Raw genomic sequence first — 18,843 nt, 5'->3', positions numbered from 1 at the left:
GACGACGGTCCGCGCGTCCCGGACGAAGCTCAAGCTGCGGAGGTCACGACGCAGGCGGCGCTGACCCGGCCGGCGGCGCTGACCCGGCCGGCGCAGGCTCCGGCGACGGCGGGGCGGCGCGGGTCGGCTGGCAGCGGGGACAGAAGTAGGTCGACCGCATCATGGTCCCCTGCCGGCGCATCTGGACCGCGGCGCCGCACTCGTAGCAGGCGCGCCCCTCGCGGCCGTACACGCTGACAGGCCTCCTGCCGCGGTCGAAGCCGGTGCGCGTCGTGCGCGTGTGGAGGTAATGCGCGGTGGGGCCGCGGTAGGCGCCGGACGGGTCCCGCGGCTCGACGTTGGCCTGGAGCAGGCGGCGGCCGAGGTCGATCATCGCGGAGAGCTCCTCGTCCGAGTACGCCCGGACCGGGGCGAAGGGGTCGAGCCTCCGCCGGAAGAGGAGCTCGCTCTTGTAGACGTTGCCGATGCCGGCGACGACGCGCTGATCCATGATCGCGACGCCGAGCGGCACCTCGTCGAGGGCGCGGAGGCGGCGGAGCGCCTCCGCGGCGTCGAAGCCGTCGGCGAGCAGGTCCGGGCCGAGGCTGCCGAGGAGCCGGTCGCCGCGCACGGCGCTCGCGCGAAGCAGCCGCACGATGGGCGCGCGGAAGCAGACGGCGACGTAGCCAGGGACCGCGAGGATCGCCGTCGCCGTCGCCTCGGACCGCTTCCAGCGCTCGCCCTCGCGGTAGAGGTGCCAGGCGCCGCTCATGCGCAGGTGCGTGTGGAGGACGGTGCCCTCGTCGAAGTAGATGAGGAGGTTCTTGCCGCGCGCCTCCACGCGCTCGACGCGGCGGCCGACGAGGTGATCGCTCCGCCTGTCGCTCCTCGGAAGCTCCAGCGCGATGACGCGCGCGCCCTCCAGGGCAGGGCCGAGGGCAGCGGCGATCCGGAAGAGGGTGTCGCCTTCAGGCATGAGCGGCTCCCGGAGCCTCTGGGTGCCGTCCTGCCGGATCGCAAGGGGCTCGAGCGCCGGCAACGGCAAGCGGCGCGACCGGAATGCGCCCCGGCCCGTGACTTGACCTCCGAGCCGCACCTCGTGAATCCTCGCGCCATGCCCGGGCTGCTTTGCGCGCACGTCGAGGAGCCGGTGTGATGGACCTCGGGTTCGATGACGTCCTGCCGTACCTCGCCAGCGCGTACCGGCGGGGCGCGCTCGCGCCGTTCATCGGCTCGGGGATGAGCAGGCCCGCCTGCACGGGCTGGCTGGACCTGCTCCGGGGGCTCGCCGACGCGGCCGGCGTCGAGGTGCCCGAGCACCTCAGGAACGCCCGACCCGAGGACAGGCTGGACACCTCGGAGCTGTACCGGCTCGCCGACAAGGCGGTGCTCGGGCTGGCCGCCATGGACGCGGCGTCGCGCGCGGACGCGTACCGCAAGGCGCTCAACGAGGGCGGGAAGGCCGCGGGCGACTGCGCGGTGCCGCCGCAGACCGAGGCGCTCGCGCGCTGCCCCTGGCCGCTCGTGCTCACCACCAACTACGACGATCTGTTCGTCGTGAGCCGGATGCGGCAGCCCCGCGCCGGCGAGCCGTCCCGGGAGGCCCGGCGGGACGAGACCGACGTCCCCGAGGTGCTCGGGCGCAGCGTCGAGGACTGCCACAAGGTCCTTCGCTCCCTCGAGTCGCCGACGCGGCCCGTCCTGTGGGCGCTGCAGGGCTTCCTCGGAGGGCAGGCCGCGCGGCCCGATGAGCTCGACGAGGCGCTCTCGCTCGACCCGCGGCGCCGCGCCGAGCTCGCGGGCCAGGTGGTGGCGGGCTACCAGCAGTATCAGCACGCCATCAACGCGCAGCCGCACTTCCGGCGCGCGTTCGCCGAGGTCCTCTCGCGGCGCTCGCTGCTGTTCCTCGGCTCGGGCATCCTCGAGGACTACCTCATCAATCTCTTCGGGGAGATCGCCCACCACCACGGGCCCGGTCCCCACCCCCACTTCGCGCTGTTCTCCAGCGACAGGAAGGACACCCTCGACGCCCGCTTCCTGCAGACACGGCTCGGCATCGCCCCCGTGTTCTACGGGCATTACTCCGAGCTGACGGGGCTGCTCGGCCGGCTGGCCGATGCCGTCGGGGAGCGGAGGGCCCCCGCCCTGTCGGGCGCCGCGGGGCCGCCGGCGGCGTGGATGCCGGACGAGCTCGGGTTCAGCCTCTCGGACGGGTCGACGTGCCCCTCGGGCGAGGCGAGGAAGCTCCGGCTCCTGTATGCGCCGCTCTCCGTGCCGGCCGCGGGGGACGGCCGCGCGTGCGCCGTCGTCAGCGTGGGCCGGATGCCCTCGGACAACAGCGCCCTCCAGGGCACCCAGGCGAAGCGCCTCCTCGCCGAGGCGAAGGCGGCCGGGGTTGTCGCGGACACGGAGCCGGAGCGCTGGCGCCACGTGGACGAGGCGCCGTCGTACGCCTACCGGTTCGGCGACGCGCCGATCTTCGGCGTCGCCGCCCGCGAGCGGAGGACGGATCTGCCGCCGCGCAGCGGCGACGACGGTCCGGAGGACAGCCGGGACCTCGGCGTCATCGCGGACGCTGTGTGCGCGACCCTGCGCGCGGCAGACGAGGCGGGGTTCCGCCGCGCGCACATCGGCCCGGTGGCCTCGGGCAAACACCGCTTGTGGCACCCGCTGCACCCGTTCGTCCAGACGCTCGCCGGGCTCCGCAGGTTCTTCCGCGAGACCCCTGCGACAGGCATCGAGATCGTGGAGCTCCACGTGATCTCCCCGGCGATCTGGTTCCCGGTGATCGCCGGCAAGGTCCCTGTCGCTGAGGTGCTGTCGTCCGGGATGATGAAGATCTGGGTCGATATCCGGGACGCGAGCGGAAGCTCGGAGATCTTCGCTGTCACCGTCTGCGGCCCGACGCGCGTGGGCGACATCAAGACGCTGTGCGGGCTTCCCCCGGCGCGGTGGAGCACGGAGATCCTCCCCCGGCCGAGCCGGGTCGAGCCGTCGAGCGCGGACGATCTGCTGGTGGCGCCCACGTCGATCGTCGTCTTCTCGCCGCGGCGCTAGCTTCGCATCGATCGGGTCCTGTCCTGACGGGCCGGCCTCCTGGTACCAACGCGCACGCGGCGTCGCAATCTGTCACAGGCGCGCGCCTGTGGTTGGCCGCGCGCCGGAGCGGACACGTGCGATTCTCAGCGCACAGCGCCGCGGAGCGCCCGGGGGAGCAGCGGAGAGCGCCGTGGCACGGACGGTGCTTGAACAGCCGCGAGTTGAGCTTGGTCGTGGGCCCGCGGCGCGTGGTTGCGAAGCGGGCTACGCGTGAAGCCGCCATCAGACATTCTGGCGAGCTGCGAGAGAGGAAACACATGATGCACAAGTGTCTCTGGGCTTCTTTGGCCACGACGATCTTCCTGGTTGGGGCCGCCGGCTGTGACGACGCCGCGGACACGGTGAGCGACGTGCTGCCCGGCGAGGCGTCGCGCGAGGCGCGCATAACGCAGATCGCCGAGGCGGCGTGCGACAGGTACGCCGACACCGAGGCGGGCTGCCCCGGTTACGGCACCGGCGACGAGCAGGAATATGAGACGGAAGAGGACTGCCAGCGCGACTTCGAGGCCCGCGCGGCCGACCTCTGGCCCGCGAGCGAGTGCGGCTCGGGACAGATCAACGATAGCCGCTACGACGTCTGCGAGGAGCGCGCAAAGGCGGTCGCCTGCTCCCAGGGCCTCTTCGACGCGATCGCCGCGCTGGACGAGTGCAGCGCCGACAGCGTGTGCACGGATCCCGCCGACCCGTGACGCCCCCTCTCGGCGGGCTGCTGCTTGTGCGGCAGCCCGCCGAGTCCCCTCCGACATCATGAGGTCCGCTCGACGGCGGACGCGGCGGCCGGCTCGGGCGTCTAGCGGGGCACCAGCACCGAGACGCTGTGGGCCGGCATTGCGTACGTGAAGGCGTTCGTGGCGCCCGGGGTGATCGGAGCCGCCGCCACGAGATCGGCCTCCGCGGCCGTGAGTTGCCACACGTCAACGGCCGCGTACGTCTCGTAGGCGGCGAGGGTCACCGCGGCGGTGAGCGGCGCCGTTGTCTTGTTGATGGCGACGAGGACCATGCGGCTCGGATCGGCCTCGTCGATGCTCGCGTACACGGTCGCCTTCGCGACGTCGCTCGTCTCGGCGTGGACGGAGGTGTCGCCGAAGCGCGCGCCTTGCCCGTCGTAGCTCGTGAAGGCGCGCACGCCGGCCCGGAGCATCGAGACCTCGTCGCCGGGATCCCAGATCGTCGCGACGAACACCCCCTCGCGGCCGAAGACGCCGAGCGCGTCGGCCTGGGCGATCGCGCCGGAGATGTGGTTGCCGCCCCCGAAATTGTACTCGGTGAAGCCGAGGGCCGTGCCCGGGTAATGGGCGTCGATCAGGCCGCGGAGCCACGGGAGGAGCATGATCGGGCCGTTCACGACGTCGTTCGCGATCCAGCTATCCTCCACGAAGGTGGGATCCCACAGCGAGCGCGGCGCCTGGACGCGGGCCTCCACGGACTCGGGCGAGGCGTCAGCGCCCGTGATGCGCTCGCCGTTCGCGTAGATCTCCGTGTACCAGTGCAGATCGAGCACGTCGACGAGGCGGCGCCCCGCGCTCGCCTCGGCGGCCTTCATGGCGTCGAGGTAGTGCTCGATGAAGTTGCCGTCCGCGTCGGGCGCGCCCTGCAGGCTGATATAGCCGGAATACCCGTACGAGACGAAGCCGGTGACGAGCGCGTTCGGCGCGACGTCCTTGATCGCGGACGCGAACTCGATGTTCTTGTCGACGAGCTCGGCGTAGGTCACCGGCTCCGGGTGGATGCGCTCGTGCGTGTGATTCCAGAGGTCCGGCTCGTTGTCGAGCGAGAACAGGACGTTCGCGACCTCGCCCTGGAAGGCATCGGGGAAGGCCTGCTTCATCCAGGCGACGAACTCGTCCTGGTACACGGCGTCGTCGCCGAGATCGGGCGACGAGGAGAAGGGGGCGCCCTTGCGCGCGATCGTGGGGTGAAAGCGGGTCTCGAGGTAATTCGCCGTCTGGTTGACGTCGCCGTCGCCGTCCTTGTCGGCCGCGACATACCCGCAGAGGGGGATTGTCGCGATGAAGGCGGCGCCGTGCGTCAGCGCGTCCTCGGCCAGCACGCGCACCGCCTCGCCCGGGACGTCGCCGTTGGGGCTGTTCCCGACGAGGTGGGCGTCGTTCTGGTGCATGTAGTCCGAGCCGGCGTTGGAGGCGTTGTTCTCCCAGTTGTACGCGGTCATGCGGTTGCCGCCCATGCGCACGACGGTCGTGCCGCGCTGCTCGCCGTCCAGGTCCTCCGCCCAGTTGGCGCCATAGATGAGCTGGCTGATGGGGCGCACCCCCTGATCGGCGCGCACAGTGAAGGTGACGTCGCCCGGCCCGGGATCGCCGGGCTCGACGAGGCCCGCGGGAGCATGGCCTCCCTGGCCGCTGCTGGCGGTGCCGGTGCCGCCGCCCGAGGCGCCGGTGCCGCTGCCGGACGCGCCGGCGCCGCCGCTGCCGCTGCCGCTGCCGCTCGCGGAGGCGGCACCGTCGTCTCCGCAGGCGAGGAAGGCGGTGGACGCGAGCAGGGCGAGCAGCGCTCGCGAGCGCCCTCCCCTGCCGAAGATGGACGGGGCTTCCCGCTGAGGGGCAAGCGCACCAGGTGTTCGAACATTCATCACGATGGCCTCCTGCCGGCTATCTCGCCCTCGATCGCGCCGCATCGTCAAGCCTGGCTTGGCGGCCCGCCGCCTCACATGCGCCTGGTCCGCCGCGGGAGTTGGGCGTAGGTTTCGTCGCGCACGGGGGGCGCAGCTCGGTCTCGCCTGGCTGGTCGCCCCCGGGAGCCGTGGATCGTTCGACGCCGCGAGCAAGGCGCAACAAAGAGGAGCATCAACCCATGTATGAGACGAAGGCTTACTCCGCCGCCAGCGCGACATCGCCGCTGGCCTCCACCCGGATCCCGCGGCGCGATCTGACCGAGCACGACGTGCAGATCGAGATCCTCTTCTGCGGCATCTGCCACACCGACCTCCACTCGGCCCGCAACGAGTGGGGCAACGCTGTCTACCCCATGGTGCCGGGCCACGAGATCCTTGGCCGCGTCACCAAGGTCGGCCCGGCGGTCACCAGGCACAAGCCCGGCGACCTCGCCGCGATCGGCTGCATCGTCGACTCGGACAGGACGTGTCCGAGCTGCTTGGAGGGCCTGGAGCAGTTCTGCCCGAACCAGACCATCGTCTTCAACTCCCCCGACAAGCACCTCGGGGGCGTCACGTACGGCGGCTACTCCGACAGCATCGTCATCGACGAGCGGTACGCGCTGCGCGTCCCCGCGAACCTCGACCCTGCCGCCGCGGCGCCGCTCCTCTGCGCCGGGATCACCATGTACTCGCCGTTGCGCCACTGGGGCATCACCCAGGGCAAGAAGATCGGCATCGTCGGCCTCGGCGGGCTGGGCCACATGGGCGTGAAGTTCGCCCGTGCCTTCGGGGCGCACGTCGTCGTGTTCACCACCTCGCCCGGCAAGACGGAGGACGCCCTCCGGCTGGGCGCGGACGAGGTCGTCGTCTCCCGCAACGCCGACGAGATGCGGAAGCACGCCGGCAGCTTCGACTACATCATCGACACGGTCTCCGCTGACCACGACGTCAACGCCTTCCTCAACCTGCTCCGCCACGACGGCAACATGACCCTCGTCGGGGCGCCCGCGAAGCCCCTGGCCGTCGCCGCGTTCGGCCTCATCATGGGGCGCCGCAGCCTCTCCGGCTCGAACATCGGCGGCATCGCCGAGACCCAGGAGATGCTCGATTTCTGCGGGAAGAACCAGATCGTCGCCGACGTCGAGGTCATCCCCATCCAGAAGGTCAACGAGGCTTACGAGAGGCTGCTCAAGTCGGATGTGAAGTACCGCTTCTCCATCGACATGGCCTCTCTCCGATGACGCCGCGGAGATCTACAGTCCGTGCACAAATGAGGAGCGTGCAGGCCGGCGGCTCGCAGCGCGTGCCGCCTCTCGCATAACACGACTCGAGCTCGCGGATGTCTCGCGATAGCTGCCTCTGACGTGCTCGCGGCGTTCCTGCCGGCGCCCTGCGTCGAGAGGGGCGACGACCTCGCGAGATCCCCCCGGAGAGCCCCGGCGAAGAAGCCCGAAGCCGTCCCGGCGCCCCCGTTCGAGGCGGGCGGGACGCCGTGAACCCATCCGGGTGAGATGGCACGTCCACGCGGGAGATGGGTGGCGCCCATCTCCCGCGTGGGCGTGCATCCAAGACTTCCCTGGTGTCGCGGAGCGATCGGCATGAAGGTCAATGATTTCAATTGGTTCGGGTCGATGCTCGACCGCGCTAGGCGTGGCGCGGCCCCCCGACCGATGGCCCGCGTGCAGCCTCGACGGCGTCCGCCCGCTCGCCGCCGTCCCCACCGGGCACAGCCGCCAACGAGTCGGAACTCCTCAGCCTTGTTTTTGTTACGCGTCCGGCGACCCGCATGCCGTCTTGGAGCCCCCGCGCTGCGTAGAAACCCGCGCCGGAGGTGTGGATGGACGAGAGCAGACGCATCTGGCGTGACCGGGTGGCGCGCTGGCACAGGAGCGGGCACTCCGCCCGCGTATTCGCGGAGCAGGAGGGGGTCAGCGCAGGCACGCTCTACGCCTGGAGCCGCCGGCTGGGGATGAAGCAGAGCGAGTACCGGCAGCGCTCGGAGAAGGCGGCGCTGTCCACGTTGCTGCCTGTGGTGGTCGCCCCGTCGGGCGCTACGGCGCGCTCGCGGAGCACCACGCTGGAGATCGTGTTTCCGGATGGGGCGGTCGTGCGCGTGCCGCCGACGTTCGACGAGGATACGCTGGCGCGCGTCGTTCGCGCACTCGGAGGCGCACGATGATCCCGGGGCGCGGACGGCGCTCGGCTTCATTCACCAGCTATTCGCGATCGACGAGGCGACCAAGGACCTGGCTCCCGGTCGCCGCACCGAGCAGCGCCGAAGCTGTGCCCAGCCCGTGCTCGATGCCTTCCGTGCGTGGCTCGATAGCGAGGAACTGCTCGTGCTGCCCAGGAGCCCCATCGCCGGAGCCACCGGGTATGCGCGCAACCAGTGGCTCGCACTCTGGTTCAACAGAATCGTGTCAGAGCACTAGGCGGAGGGTAAGAAGAGGTGTTAGCGTCCCCTCGTCGATCCGAGGAGGCGTCAATGCGCTGGAGGCGGGCATGGCTGGTGATCGCGTGGGGAGCGGCCGCGGTGCTCGGTGTCGCGGCCCCCGAGGCCGCCGAGGGCCCACCGGCGAAGGAGACGGCGCCCGTTGACCAACCGCCGGTTGCCACGGCGCCCGTTGCGGGGCCCGCGAAGGACGACAGGGGCGAGCGGACGAAGGGCGAAGCGGCGAAAGACGGCATCGGTACGTCGGCAGCCGTCGGAACTCATCCGGCGACCAAGCCAGTGGTGGCTCCACCGGGCCCCCCTGCGAAGAAGGCGCCGGCACCGGATCCGGCGAGGAAAGCGGTGGAGCTCGATTGGAAACCGCTCTGGACTCTCGACGTCGCCGAAGGAGCGGACTGGCTCTCGGGGCCCGTTGCCGTGCGAGGGCGGCTGATCGTCGTTCCGTCCTTCGGGAAGCGGATCGCGGAAGCCGACGACCTTGACGGAGCGCTCGTCGTCGACGGCAAGACCGGGCGGATCGTTCGCCGGATCACGGTGCCGCGAGGCGACGTTACCGGCGTCGCTCTCGACGGCGATTTCGCGATCGTCTCCGCGCTGGCCGGCCACGTCGTCAAGGCGCGCCTCGATGGGCTCGTCGCCTGGTCCGTGCCGGTGTCCGCGCCGGCCGGGCCGGCAGCGCTCGCCGACGTGAACGGGGATGGCATCCTCGATGCCCTCGTTCCCGTCAGGCAAAGCAACTGCGAGAAGGACCGCTGCACGGTCACGCTTCTGGCTCTCGACGGGCGCACGGGCGCGGAGCTCTGGAAGCGGGACCGAGCCGTCAAACCCGACGCTAGCCAGCCCCTCGTGGTGGTGAGGAAGCGCGAGCGCGGCGGGTTCGACGTGCGGCTGCACTCGGAGCTTCGCCTCGACGTACCCACGGACGGCGAGCCGACCGAGGTGCCGTACGGCGAGCCCGCCACCGGAGAGCTTCCGTCCTGGTCCGAGGAGATCCTCGGCTGGTACCAAGAGGCCGGGCGCGCCAACCCTGCCGGCCCCTTCGTTGACGGACCTCGTCGCTACGAGGTTCACAACTTCAAATCCGCGATCTGGTTTTCCGACGAGGACGAGACGTCCATCGTATTCGGTTCCGGGTTCGTCACCAACGATGACAACTCCCAGGCCAGGGCCCTATTCCTGGCGGTGACGTCATCCGACGAAGCCGAGCCGGCCCGGATCCATCGTTTGGCGGGCGGCGCGCACACCCCGACATCGCTCGGGGACGTGGACGAGGACGGCTCGTGGGAGCTCGTGCTCGTCGCGGAAGGCAAGCTCCAGGCTCTTCGCACCGGCTACCGCGGGGACGTAGCCCTCGCGCTCCCCCGCGGCGACCTCCAGAACACCGGCGTTCTTCCGGCGCGCCGAGAGAGCATCGCTTCTTACGAATCGAGGCTCCCACCGCGGGACGGGTCCTGGTGGCTCGCGCCCGAAACCGAGCCGAGGAGCTCCGATTTCGCGGTCTTGCCCGTGCGCAACGCCGTGTCGGTGTCGAACAGAGCGACCCCGACCGAGTCCGGTGCGCGCGTTTGCTACGAGGGCTCCAAGTGTGTGGACGTTCCGACCCACCGAAAGCCTGCGCACTTTGCCTTCGACGCTGGTGGAAGGCGCGTGTGGGCGTTCGCCAAGGACGGCACGCTCCTCGCGCATGACCGAGATGCGGCGCGCTGGGAGGAACCGGAAACGCCGAAGGACCCCGACCTCGATCCTGGAAGCGTCGAAACGCTGCTCGTCGCGGACGGCGCCGTCGCGCTCGTCGGCCCGAAACACACGACGTTGATCACGCTCGAGGACGCCGTACCGTCCGCGGCGTACGGGTTGAAGTTTCGCGCGAGCGACGTCGCGCATTGTGGCGAGCGCTGGTTCGCCAACAATGAAGGTCGACTCGTCGCGGCATTCACCGCGGATCTCGGTCACTGGGCCGTCGTCCCGGATCATCCAGGGCCGGTGCGGAGTCTCTCCTGCCGCGGTCGCGATCTCACCCTCGAGACCGGGATGAATCGGCTCTTCGTGCTGTCGTCCCCCGAGCCGCCCACGGACCTGAGGCGTCTGCTGTGGCTGCCAGCCGCCCTGCTCCTCGTTGCGGCGGCGCTCGGGGCCGCGCGCATTGCCGTGCCCCGGCCGGATCCGATCGATCATCACGGCGAGGTGCGCCGGCATTTCGGCATCGACGTGCCGATCCGCAGGAAGGAGCAGGCAGCCGGCGCCCAGGCGCGCCTCGCGGAGGGATTGATCGATTTCATCGATAACCCCGATACCGAGCCACCGCTCACGATCGCGGTCTGCGGGTCCTGGGGCAGCGGCAAGTCGTCCGTGATGAACGTCATCAACGGGGAGCTCGCCACGACCGGCCGTCACATCCTCGTGTGGTTCAACGCGTGGCGCTTCCACCGGGAGGAGGACATCGCCAAGGCGTTCTACCAGACGATCCTCGAGGAGTTTCGGCGCCAGGCGGGGTTCATCAATCGTCTGCGCGTCACCTGGACGCGCGTCCGCAGGGCGGGGCTGAGCGGCGCGCTCCGCTTCGTCGCGTACACGTCGGCGGTGCTCGGTTTCATCGCTCTCGTCGTCGTCATCATGCAGGAGGCAATCAAGGAGAACGCCCCCACATCCTCGGCGAGCGCGGTGCCCGTGCTGCTCGGGATCGTGGCGACGCTCGCGGGCGCGTGGAGCAAGATCCTGGGTCCCGCTCTCAAGATCGTGAACGTCGACCCGAACAAGATGCTCGACGAGATCACGGGGCGCATGCGCTTTGTCCGAGACCTGAAGAGCGAGTTCGAGACCGTCTTCAGCGGGCTCAAGGACACGATGAAGCTCGTCATCTTCGTCGACGATCTGGATCGTTGCCCGCCGGAGCGCGTGACTGACATGCTCGAGGCCCTGAACGTGCTCGCCGATACGGGCCACTGCGTGCAGGTGCTCGCGATGGAGAAGGTCGCGGTGGAGCGCGCGATCGAGGTGCGATTCAAGAACCTCATCGACCACATGGCCGAGGATGGGGAGGAGGGCGCGGCCCGCAGCTACGGCGCCCGCTACCTCGAAAAGATGGTGACCGTGTCCGTGAACGTGCCGGGGCTCGACGCGGCCAGCGTGATCGGCGCTCGCCACCTCGCGCCGCGCACGAAGCCGGAAAGCGGCGCTGCGCCTCGCCCCTGGTATCGTCCGAGCTTTCAGACCGTGCGACGGCGCCTGATCGACGTCGGGGCTGGGATTGGGGCGGTGGTCGCGCTGTTCTTCTTGGTGCAGGCGGCGGGGCGGAGCATGCCCGAGGGATTGATGAAGCACCCCGCCAAGCAGCTCTACGCCTGGTGGTGCGACGGTGCGAAGCTCCTCGCGGGGCTCGACGCCGCGACGAGTCCACACGCCAAGGATGAAGCGAAATCGAGCGCCACGGCCGAAAAGAAAGAAGCGCCCACGGCCGCAGCGGCCCCGAAGGACGGCGCGGAAGCGAAGAGCAACATGCCCGAGACGAAGGATTCGGAGACTCGAGGCGCGACCGTGCCGAAGTCTTCCGGACCGAAGTCGTCCGCCGGATTGTCGGTGTCGCCGGCGTCGTCGAGCGCGCCGCGGTTCGTCATTCCGCCACAGGCGTCGCCCGTCCCCGAGCCGGAGATCGCTGCCGCGCCGCCTCCAGCCACGGAGTTTCCCGATCCCCTCTCGGACGAACGCCAGCGTCTCGAGCGCCGCGAATCCGCCATCACCGCCGTGATGCTGCTCGCGGTGGTGTCCGTTCTGGCCGGTCTGCTCGCCCTTCGCGCCCGCCAGCGCGAGGTGAGTCACGCTCGGCAGATGGCGAAGGACTCCGAGGAGTTCAGCCTCGCGCTCGAGCGCTGCGCGGCCGATCTACCCCCCAATCCTCGCAACGCGATCCGCTTCGCGAATCTTGCCCGCTTTCTCTACTATCTCGTGCGCAAGGCGGAGCCCCCGGCGGAGCAGCGCGACTCCTCCACGAGCGGCCAGCACGTGCCCATGGAGCTCATCTTCTGCCGGGCGCTTGCCGCCTACTGGACGACCGGCACGCCTCGCTACGAGGGAATGCCCCCCTGGCTCAAGAAGGAGCTGGGCGCATGGCTTGGTGCGACGGAGGTCGCAGGCCAGCCGAAGCCGGTCGCCGCCGCGCAGGCGGGTAGGACAAGCAAACGCGTTCAGAAAAATCAAGATTCTCGGAGCCGTTCCTGACTCGTGTAGTGGCGATGTAGACCAAGGCGCGAGACCAGCGTGTCACGATGCCAGAGCATGACGCTGGATTGCCCCAGGTGAGAAGGGATAAAAGGAACGCTCCTTGGCTGAAAACAGCGGTGTCGCGCAGCCCGGCAGCCCGGGGCATCGGAGCGATCTCAACGGAAGCCGCTTCGTGCAGGACGAGTTGACCGATCCTCCGAACGACGTTGGCACCCCGGTGCTCGGCGCCGCTCGACGAAGATGGAGGCTCTCGCGCGCGGTCTGGCGCTGGAACTCGCGCCCGCGTCCGCGCCATGGCAGGCTCCGGCGTGGGCCGGTGGCCCCGGCCACCGATCGGAGAACGACATGATCACGCTCTATGGCTTCGGAAAGATCTTCCCCGAGGGGGTCGGCGAGACGAAAGACCTCCGGGCGCAGTGGGCGCTCGAGGAGACCGGGCTGCCGTATCGCGTCCACGCGCTCGACCACACCGCCGGCGATCTCGACAGCGACGCCTACGGCCGCATCAGCCCCTTCCACCAGGCGCCGGTCATCGACGACGACGGCTTCGTGGTGGCCGAATCTGCCGCGGTGGTGCTCTACCTGGCGGAGAAGGCCGGCAAGCTGATCCCGGGAGACCTCCAGGGACGCACCCGCGTCGTCCAGTGGTGCTTCGCCGCGGTCAGCACCGTCGAGCCAACCCTGGTGTGCATCGACATGATCGGGATATTCGACAGCGGCAAGGCTGCACCTACGCTCCACGCGGAGGTGCCCAAGCTCGCCCGCCGCTGGCTCGGCCACGTCGAGCGCCACCTCGAGGGCCGCGAGTGGATCGCCTGCGCCGATTTCACGGCGGCCGACATCATGATGGCCGGCGTCCTGCGCAGCATCCGCAAGACCGACCTGATGGATCCCTTCCCGAGGCTCAAGGCCTACTACGAGCGCTGTCAGGCCCGCCCGGCGTGGCAGCGCACCCTTGGCCTCTACGCCGAGCGACTCGGCGTGAGCGTCGACGCAATCCGCTAGTCAGGTAGGCGGGGGTCGACTCCCCCGGCCCCCCACGGATCCGGACGTGCGGAATTCCCACATCCGGCTCTTCGGGACACGGGCTCGCCACGAGCGGGCGGGAGCGGGTGCGTGATGGGCGGCCGCGGAAGGGAGCGCCCGATTAGGCTTCGAGCCGAGCTGCGGCCGCCCATCGCAGGATCAGCTGCCGAGCCATTGCCGTGCGAGCTCCAGTATGCGGGCGTTATCGGGGACGTCGCGCAGGAAGCGCTCGCGCCAGGTCGGATTGCTGAGCTTCTCGGCACGTGCGAGCAGCGCCATCCTGGCCAACATGATCGTGGCGGCGGCCTCCTCGTGTCTGCCGCTCGCGGCGAGAGACTCGGCCAATGTCAGCCGGATCAGCGACTCGCTCTCCTCCGCGCCGAGCGACTCCAGCAAGGAGACCGCCGCGCCCGAGATCGAGAGCGCCTCTGCAGTGCGGCCCTTCCGGAGCAACACGCGCGCCGAAAGGGCCCACGCCGCGGCGCGGAGCGGCGGGGCGCTCTGAAGGAGCTCGGCGGCGGCGCTGGCCTCGGCCTCGGCGTTGGCGAGATCGCCCCCGAGCAGCGCCGCCCTCGCCAGGTAGGTGCGGGCGGCCCCCTCGGCCCGCGGATCGCCCAGCCGCTGGAACGTCGCGATCGCTTCCGCCTCGACCCGCCGGCCCTCGTCGCGCTCGCCGCGGGCGATGAGGGCGTTGCCCAGGTTGGCCCGAGCGAACGCGGCCAGATCCGTGAGCTCCATCTGCTCCGCCGCGCAGAGCGCAGAGCGCAGCGCAGACTCGGCCCCCTGGTAGTCGCCGAGCTCCGTGGCGATGGCGCCCAAGTTCACCCGCAGCGAGCAGGCGTTCCGGCGATCTCCGATCTGCTCGAATACCGTGAGCGCTGCCTCGATGCCCTCCAGGCACGCGCCGGGGTCGCCGGAGGTCATCGCGCGGATGGCGCGCGCCTGGTACAGCCTCGCGATCACCTCGAGGGCGAGCGGACCGGACTCCGTCGCGCTCCGCTCAAGCGCCTCGATGATGCCGTCGGCAGCTGCGTAGTGGCCGCCGAAGACCAGCCAGAGGGCCCCCTCGACGAGGCAGATGTCCCTCTCGCTCAGCGCGCCGTCGCGGGGTAGCAAGCCACGCGCGGTCGTCACCCAGGACTGCACCTGGTCGAGGGCGCCCTGCTTGCCGGCGGCCATGATGACCTTGGCGACAGCGGCGTACCACGAGGGCGAGCCGGGTTCGAACAGCTCGGCCGCCTCGCGCGCGCATCGCTCGGCCGCGACGAAATCGCCACGCCAGACGCGAGCCTCCGCCTCGACGAGGAGGAGCTTGCCCGCCTCGACGCCGGCCGCGCCGCACGCGATGCCGCGCCTGGCCCGCTCAATGGCCGCGGCGAGATCACCGCCCCGGAGCGCCTCCTCGGCGGCGAGCCGGTACGCGTCCGCCGCCCGCTCCTCCTGGCCGCCTTGCTCGAAATGCTCCGCCAGCACCATGGTGTCAGCGCCGCCCGCCCGGTCCAGCCAGTCGCCCGCGAGGCCGTGCCCGACCCGGCGGTCGCGCTCGGTGAGCATCTCGTAGGCGGCCTCTCGCACCAGTGTGTGCCGGAACTCGTACTCCACCTCGCCCGCGACGCGCGCCTCGGACCGCCGCCGGATGAGCTCACGGCGGGCGAGCTCGGCGAGCTGCCGCGTCACCGGCACACCGCCGACCAGGGCCCGGGCCCCGCCCTCCCAGAGCCGCGGAACTTTTGGTAGACGCAGGAGAGGCAGAAATTCCGGCTGGAAGCGGCGATTTGCTCAGCTTGGCCGCCGGGAGTAGGATCAACCTTTCGGACAGGCGCAGCAAATGAAAGACGCAACCCCTAACACCGCGATCCGTCGAACGCTCGGCTACCCGCGCGTGTCGACGAGGGAGCAGGAGATCGCCGGCGTCTCCCTGGACGCCCAGACCGAGAAGATGGGCACCTACTGCCGGCTCCACTCGCTGCCGGAGCCGATCTTGTTTCCGGAAGTCGAGAGCGGCGGCGAGGAGAACGAAGCGAACAGGAAGAAGGTCGCCGCGCTCCTGGCCGACGTCCGCCGCGGCGACATGGTCATCGTGACCGACATCGACCGCTTCGGCCGCGACGTGGTCTTCATCGTGAAGAACGTCCGGCAGATCATGCGCAAGGGCGCCGTGTTCGTCGCCATTGACAAGGGCTTCGATTCGCGCTCGCCGATGGCAGAGGACACGCTGGCCAACTGGGCGGTCGGCGCGGAACAGGAGCGCCGCCGGATCAAGGAGCGGACCGAAGGGGGGCGCAAGCACCTGCGCGTCCAGGGGTACTTCGTCGAGGGGCAGCCGCCGTTCGGCTACGAACGCCAGCCGAAGCCCAAAGGAACGAAGACGCCGCTGCCGCTCCGCGTCGTTCCGGAGCACGCCGCGGTGGTGCGCCGCATGTTTGCGCTCTCGCTTGAAGGTTGTAGCGTGTTTCAGATCGCGAAGCGGCTTCGCCAGGAGTACGGCAACATCAAAGCCTTCGGACGCGCCTGGGTGGTGGTCGCTCTGCGGAACCGCGTCTACACGGGCCGTATTGCAAAGACCGCCGTGCGGCCGAAGGCCACACGCGGCGCCGTGCAGCTTCCGGCGGAATGGGTCCCCGCCCACGAGGCGATCGTCGACGATGAGACCTTCAACAACGTCCAGCTTGCACTGAGAGACCGACGCCGCGGGAGAAAGCCACAGGCCGAGTCTGCGACGGTGAACCACTTGCTGCGAAGCATCTGCCGCTGCGCGGAATGCGGCCGCAGCGTCGCCGCGATTCCGCCATCACGCAGCGGCCGGCACAAGGTAGGCTACTACGTCTGCCGCGGCCATGTTGAGCAGAAGGAGAAGGGCGTGCGGTGCAAGTCCTCCGCATACCTCCGTCAGCCGGACGCGGACGCCGCTGTGGGAGAGCAATTCCTGGCGTTTGCTCGCTCGCTACTCACCTCGCTCACCAGGCCGCCGCGCCAGATCGAGAAGCCAGATTTCGCCGCCCAGCGGCGGGAGATCAAGATCGCGCGACAGCGCGTTGTGGAATTTGTCGCGAAGGGGCTCTTCACGGTCGAGGACGTGAAGGTAGAGCTGAATCGCCTCGATGACGCGCTTGCAGCAATCGAGGCGAAGGAAGCCGAGTTCAAAGAGACGGCGGGCAACGACACCGTCGAGACGCGGAAGCAGGCGCATGCCTATATCCAGCAGATAGTCGATGAGTGGAGCATCTTGCATGTAGACATCCAGCGAGCACTGATCCGCGCGTTCTCCTCGAAAGTCGAGGCGACGAAGGACAAGCAGATCAGGATCACGTGGCGCGATCCATCGCAAATATCGGCGACGCATGGTGCGCAGGAGTTGCCGGCGCTCCGCCCTGCGCCGGCCGCCGCTGCGCTGCCCGCACCGTCGCCCGTCGCCTTGCCGTCCCCGATCGTCGCTGCGCTTCCCGCACCGTCGATGTCTGCGCGTGACTACCTCGGCTCGCCGGAACGTGCCTCCACCCCGGTCGAACGTTCGCGGGGTTGACCGCTGCTCGTCAATCCCTTGGAGGGGGCGCGTGAGCATCGACGCGGCGCGTCCCCTGCTCCCCTGCTCGGCTGGTTCCTCTCGGCGCTCGCAAGCTCGCCCCTATTGCGCGATGGCCTGGCACTGCTGCTCGACCTCTTCGCTCCACCGTTCCTTTCGGTGCCGCAGCTTGCGCTTCAGAGCCTCAGCACCAGCGCCGTCGATGAGCCGGCCCTCCGAGGACTCGACCGCCGGGCGCCGCGCTTGAAGACCTCGACGGCCCCGAACTCGCCGATGTGTTGGTGGGCCCGTATTTCCGCGGAAACTCGGTGAAGAAAAATCGATGAACTCGACCCATCACTCAGTCAGCATCCGGGAGTGCTCGCGCAGGTCGAGGGCGCTCGCCGCGCCAGCCGGCTGCACCGCCCTTGACCTGCGGTACCAGCGCCTTATTCGGCGGCTCGCATACGCCAGGTGTCCCTCTGGCTCGCCGTATCCTGCCATGAATCGGACGCCTATATGGATCATGAACCGCGGTCATCGATTGCACGGAAACGGCCTCTGGATTGCCCGTATCTCACGGACTTCCTACCACTACGCCCCGATCGTTGCGACACAATGTCGCCCGATTACTCGCACCCACGCTCTTCTCCAATAGAAACGCTAATCAAACAGCCTCGGACGCACACTCACGTACACAAGCCTGCCGTCCGCATCGCGCTCAAAAATGCGTACCAATCGATCTTGTGAAATCACAATGGCCATCCTAAACCGACCCGCAGCAACCCAACTCGCCGCCGAAAGGTGCCGCGTGCCTTTGGTCTTGAGATTCAACGGTGGCCCACCGCTCGCGTGCCGAATCATCAAATCTTTTAGCGGCGGCGGCCTCAGCTTCGCGCCAAACGCGCAGAGCCGCATACCATTGTCGAACAACACCGCTCCATCCAACGTGGATGCGCGTATTGCGTTAGAGACGTTCTGGTCGAACACCCTCTCAGTGTTCAGCAAATCAAGAATAGATCCAGCAGTCTGACTTGTGATTCGCTCGTTCTGCGCAACGATCACGTCCAGAGACAGATCAAGCAGTGACACAGTTTTGGTGAGCCAATATGCGGCGGGAGCAGCAGACCGCGGCCAACGCCCCCTGATGACCGAGAATGCAAGTAGCCCGCCACGACCCGCAAACCAGGCCCCCCTGATTATTCTTTCGATGACGCGAAGGCCGGCGATCGGTCGCAGCGCTTCGATCGGCGCCGGCGGAAAGTCCTCGTACTTCAACAACACATTCTTCGACTTAAGGTGATTATTGATGAACCGAATACTATCGCTTTGGATAACGTCGGCAACGGGCTGCAATTGGCCTTCAAAAAGAAAGGCCAACTCTGTAGAAAACCCCTCGAGCAGCACGGTGCCGGGGCCAAGCACGGTCGCGGCAATGAATGCATATTCGTGCACCGTCATTCTCGAGGCAATATCGTGATCCATTCTAACACCAAAAAAGGACTGCGGTCGCCCGACTCCGACAACAAACATCCTATTCTTGAATTTTCGGGCAATGAGATAGGTTTCGCCAGCGGTCGTGAGTCCGGCGAGCTTTAGAAGCGATGAAGGCGTACATTCAACGGAACCATCGAAGAGATACCCGTCCCATGCGTACTCGGCAGGGAATTGTACGATCGCCAAGCTAAACTGGATGTAGTTAGACTCCTCCCTCGTCAAGCTGGCCTGCATGACGATCGGGACGAGGGCGTCAAGAACATCTCGAGCCCAGCCGGTCAAATTCGAAGCTCCGGCAGGTATGCGCGCGCACGCCTGCTCGACAATTTCAGCGTCGGAGTTCATGGCTCATCGGGCTCCGCTCAATGCTGTTTGGACGTCGTTCGCTGCGCCGCTCGGAGGGTGGGTCCTTGCTAAGGAACCCGTCCGCCGAACTCTGTGTTGACCCGCCGATGG

The 18,843-nt window shown here is 68.8% G+C and carries 12 protein-coding genes; 8 read left to right on the top strand and 4 right to left on the bottom strand.

The window, feature by feature from the left end:
* Window positions 1-43: 43 nt before the first annotated feature.
* The gene (locus WMF42_RS17650; RefSeq protein ID WP_437693290.1) at window positions 44-955 is read right to left on the bottom strand and encodes an Fpg/Nei family DNA glycosylase; all 912 of its coding nucleotides are present in this window, start codon (window positions 953-955) and stop codon (window positions 44-46) included.
* A gap of 179 nt (window positions 956-1,134) precedes the next feature.
* Here WMF42_RS17650 and WMF42_RS17645 point away from each other — a divergent pair, with 179 nt between their 5' ends.
* Window positions 1,135-3,036, top strand: a complete 1,902-nt coding sequence (locus WMF42_RS17645; protein ID WP_437693288.1) for an SIR2 family protein — start codon at window positions 1,135-1,137, stop codon at window positions 3,034-3,036.
* A gap of 299 nt (window positions 3,037-3,335) precedes the next feature.
* Entirely contained in the window at window positions 3,336-3,767 is a 432-nt protein-coding gene (locus tag WMF42_RS17640; RefSeq protein ID WP_155798450.1) for a DUF6184 family natural product biosynthesis lipoprotein, read from the top strand.
* 101 nt (window positions 3,768-3,868) lie between these two features.
* Here the strand turns inward: WMF42_RS17640 and WMF42_RS17635 are convergent, their stop codons facing one another.
* Complete coding sequence (locus tag WMF42_RS17635; protein ID WP_437693286.1) at window positions 3,869-5,668, bottom strand: glycoside hydrolase family 44 protein; 1,800 nt, start codon at window positions 5,666-5,668, stop codon at window positions 3,869-3,871.
* A 221-nt stretch (window positions 5,669-5,889) separates the two neighbouring features.
* Between WMF42_RS17635 and WMF42_RS17630 the strand changes: the two genes are divergently transcribed.
* The 5 genes from WMF42_RS17630 to WMF42_RS17610 all read left to right on the top strand — a co-directional run bounded on the left by WMF42_RS17630 (window position 5,890) and on the right by WMF42_RS17610 (window position 13,367).
* Window positions 5,890-6,933 carry an NAD(P)-dependent alcohol dehydrogenase gene (locus tag WMF42_RS17630; protein ID WP_061608785.1) on the top strand — a complete coding sequence of 348 codons (1,044 nt, stop codon included), beginning with the start codon at window positions 5,890-5,892 and terminating at the stop codon, window positions 6,931-6,933.
* A 596-nt stretch (window positions 6,934-7,529) separates the two neighbouring features.
* Window positions 7,530-7,871 (top strand): IS66 family insertion sequence element accessory protein TnpA, encoded by a 342-nt coding sequence (tnpA, locus tag WMF42_RS17625; protein ID WP_437694301.1) that lies wholly within the window; start codon window positions 7,530-7,532, stop codon window positions 7,869-7,871.
* Window positions 7,789-8,124, top strand: coding sequence for an IS66 family transposase (locus WMF42_RS17620; protein WP_233561574.1), 336 nt, complete (start codon window positions 7,789-7,791; stop codon window positions 8,122-8,124). The genes tnpA and WMF42_RS17620 overlap by 83 nt, the downstream gene beginning before the upstream one ends.
* Window positions 8,125-8,177: 53 nt before the next feature.
* The gene (locus WMF42_RS17615; RefSeq protein WP_437693283.1) at window positions 8,178-12,359 is read left to right on the top strand and encodes a P-loop NTPase fold protein; all 4,182 of its coding nucleotides are present in this window, start codon (window positions 8,178-8,180) and stop codon (window positions 12,357-12,359) included.
* Window positions 12,360-12,707: 348 nt separating this feature from the next.
* Window positions 12,708-13,367 carry a glutathione S-transferase family protein gene (locus WMF42_RS17610; RefSeq protein ID WP_437693281.1) on the top strand — a complete coding sequence of 220 codons (660 nt, stop codon included), beginning with the start codon at window positions 12,708-12,710 and terminating at the stop codon, window positions 13,365-13,367.
* A 180-nt stretch (window positions 13,368-13,547) separates the two neighbouring features.
* On the opposite strand, the gene WMF42_RS17605 is transcribed toward WMF42_RS17610, so the two are convergent.
* The gene (locus WMF42_RS17605; protein ID WP_437693279.1) at window positions 13,548-15,065 is read right to left on the bottom strand and encodes a hypothetical protein; all 1,518 of its coding nucleotides are present in this window, start codon (window positions 15,063-15,065) and stop codon (window positions 13,548-13,550) included.
* Window positions 15,066-15,216: 151 nt separating this feature from the next.
* Here WMF42_RS17605 and WMF42_RS17600 point away from each other — a divergent pair, with 151 nt between their 5' ends.
* Window positions 15,217-16,911 carry a recombinase family protein gene (locus tag WMF42_RS17600; RefSeq protein ID WP_437693277.1) on the top strand — a complete coding sequence of 565 codons (1,695 nt, stop codon included), beginning with the start codon at window positions 15,217-15,219 and terminating at the stop codon, window positions 16,909-16,911.
* Window positions 16,912-17,553: 642 nt separating this feature from the next.
* On the opposite strand, the gene WMF42_RS17595 is transcribed toward WMF42_RS17600, so the two are convergent.
* Window positions 17,554-18,732 carry a putative sensor domain DACNV-containing protein gene (locus WMF42_RS17595; RefSeq protein ID WP_437693276.1) on the bottom strand — a complete coding sequence of 393 codons (1,179 nt, stop codon included), beginning with the start codon at window positions 18,730-18,732 and terminating at the stop codon, window positions 17,554-17,556.
* Window positions 18,733-18,843 lie beyond the last annotated feature (111 nt).

Origin of the sequence: Sorangium sp. So ce176 (genome assembly GCF_051519835.1) — a bacterium.
In the GTDB taxonomy this organism is placed as follows: Bacteria; Myxococcota_A; Polyangia; order Polyangiales; family Polyangiaceae; genus Sorangium; species Sorangium cellulosum_G.
Note: the sequence above shows the minus strand (reverse complement) of the source record. Positions and strands in the feature narration are given on the sequence as shown.

Coding starts and splice junctions, on each gene's coding strand:
- WMF42_RS17650 (WP_437693290.1), bottom strand. CDS start 955: ATGCCTGAAGGCGACACCCTCTTCCGGATCGCCGCTGCCCTCGGCCCT.
- WMF42_RS17645 (WP_437693288.1), top strand. CDS start 1,135: ATGGACCTCGGGTTCGATGACGTCCTGCCGTACCTCGCCAGCGCGTAC.
- WMF42_RS17640 (WP_155798450.1), top strand. CDS start 3,336: ATGATGCACAAGTGTCTCTGGGCTTCTTTGGCCACGACGATCTTCCTG.
- WMF42_RS17635 (WP_437693286.1), bottom strand. CDS start 5,668: ATGAATGTTCGAACACCTGGTGCGCTTGCCCCTCAGCGGGAAGCCCCG.
- WMF42_RS17630 (WP_061608785.1), top strand. CDS start 5,890: ATGTATGAGACGAAGGCTTACTCCGCCGCCAGCGCGACATCGCCGCTG.
- tnpA (WP_437694301.1), top strand. CDS start 7,530: ATGGACGAGAGCAGACGCATCTGGCGTGACCGGGTGGCGCGCTGGCAC.
- WMF42_RS17620 (WP_233561574.1), top strand. CDS start 7,789: ATGGGGCGGTCGTGCGCGTGCCGCCGACGTTCGACGAGGATACGCTGG.
- WMF42_RS17615 (WP_437693283.1), top strand. CDS start 8,178: ATGCGCTGGAGGCGGGCATGGCTGGTGATCGCGTGGGGAGCGGCCGCG.
- WMF42_RS17610 (WP_437693281.1), top strand. CDS start 12,708: ATGATCACGCTCTATGGCTTCGGAAAGATCTTCCCCGAGGGGGTCGGC.
- WMF42_RS17600 (WP_437693277.1), top strand. CDS start 15,217: ATGAAAGACGCAACCCCTAACACCGCGATCCGTCGAACGCTCGGCTAC.
- WMF42_RS17595 (WP_437693276.1), bottom strand. CDS start 18,732: ATGAACTCCGACGCTGAAATTGTCGAGCAGGCGTGCGCGCGCATACCT.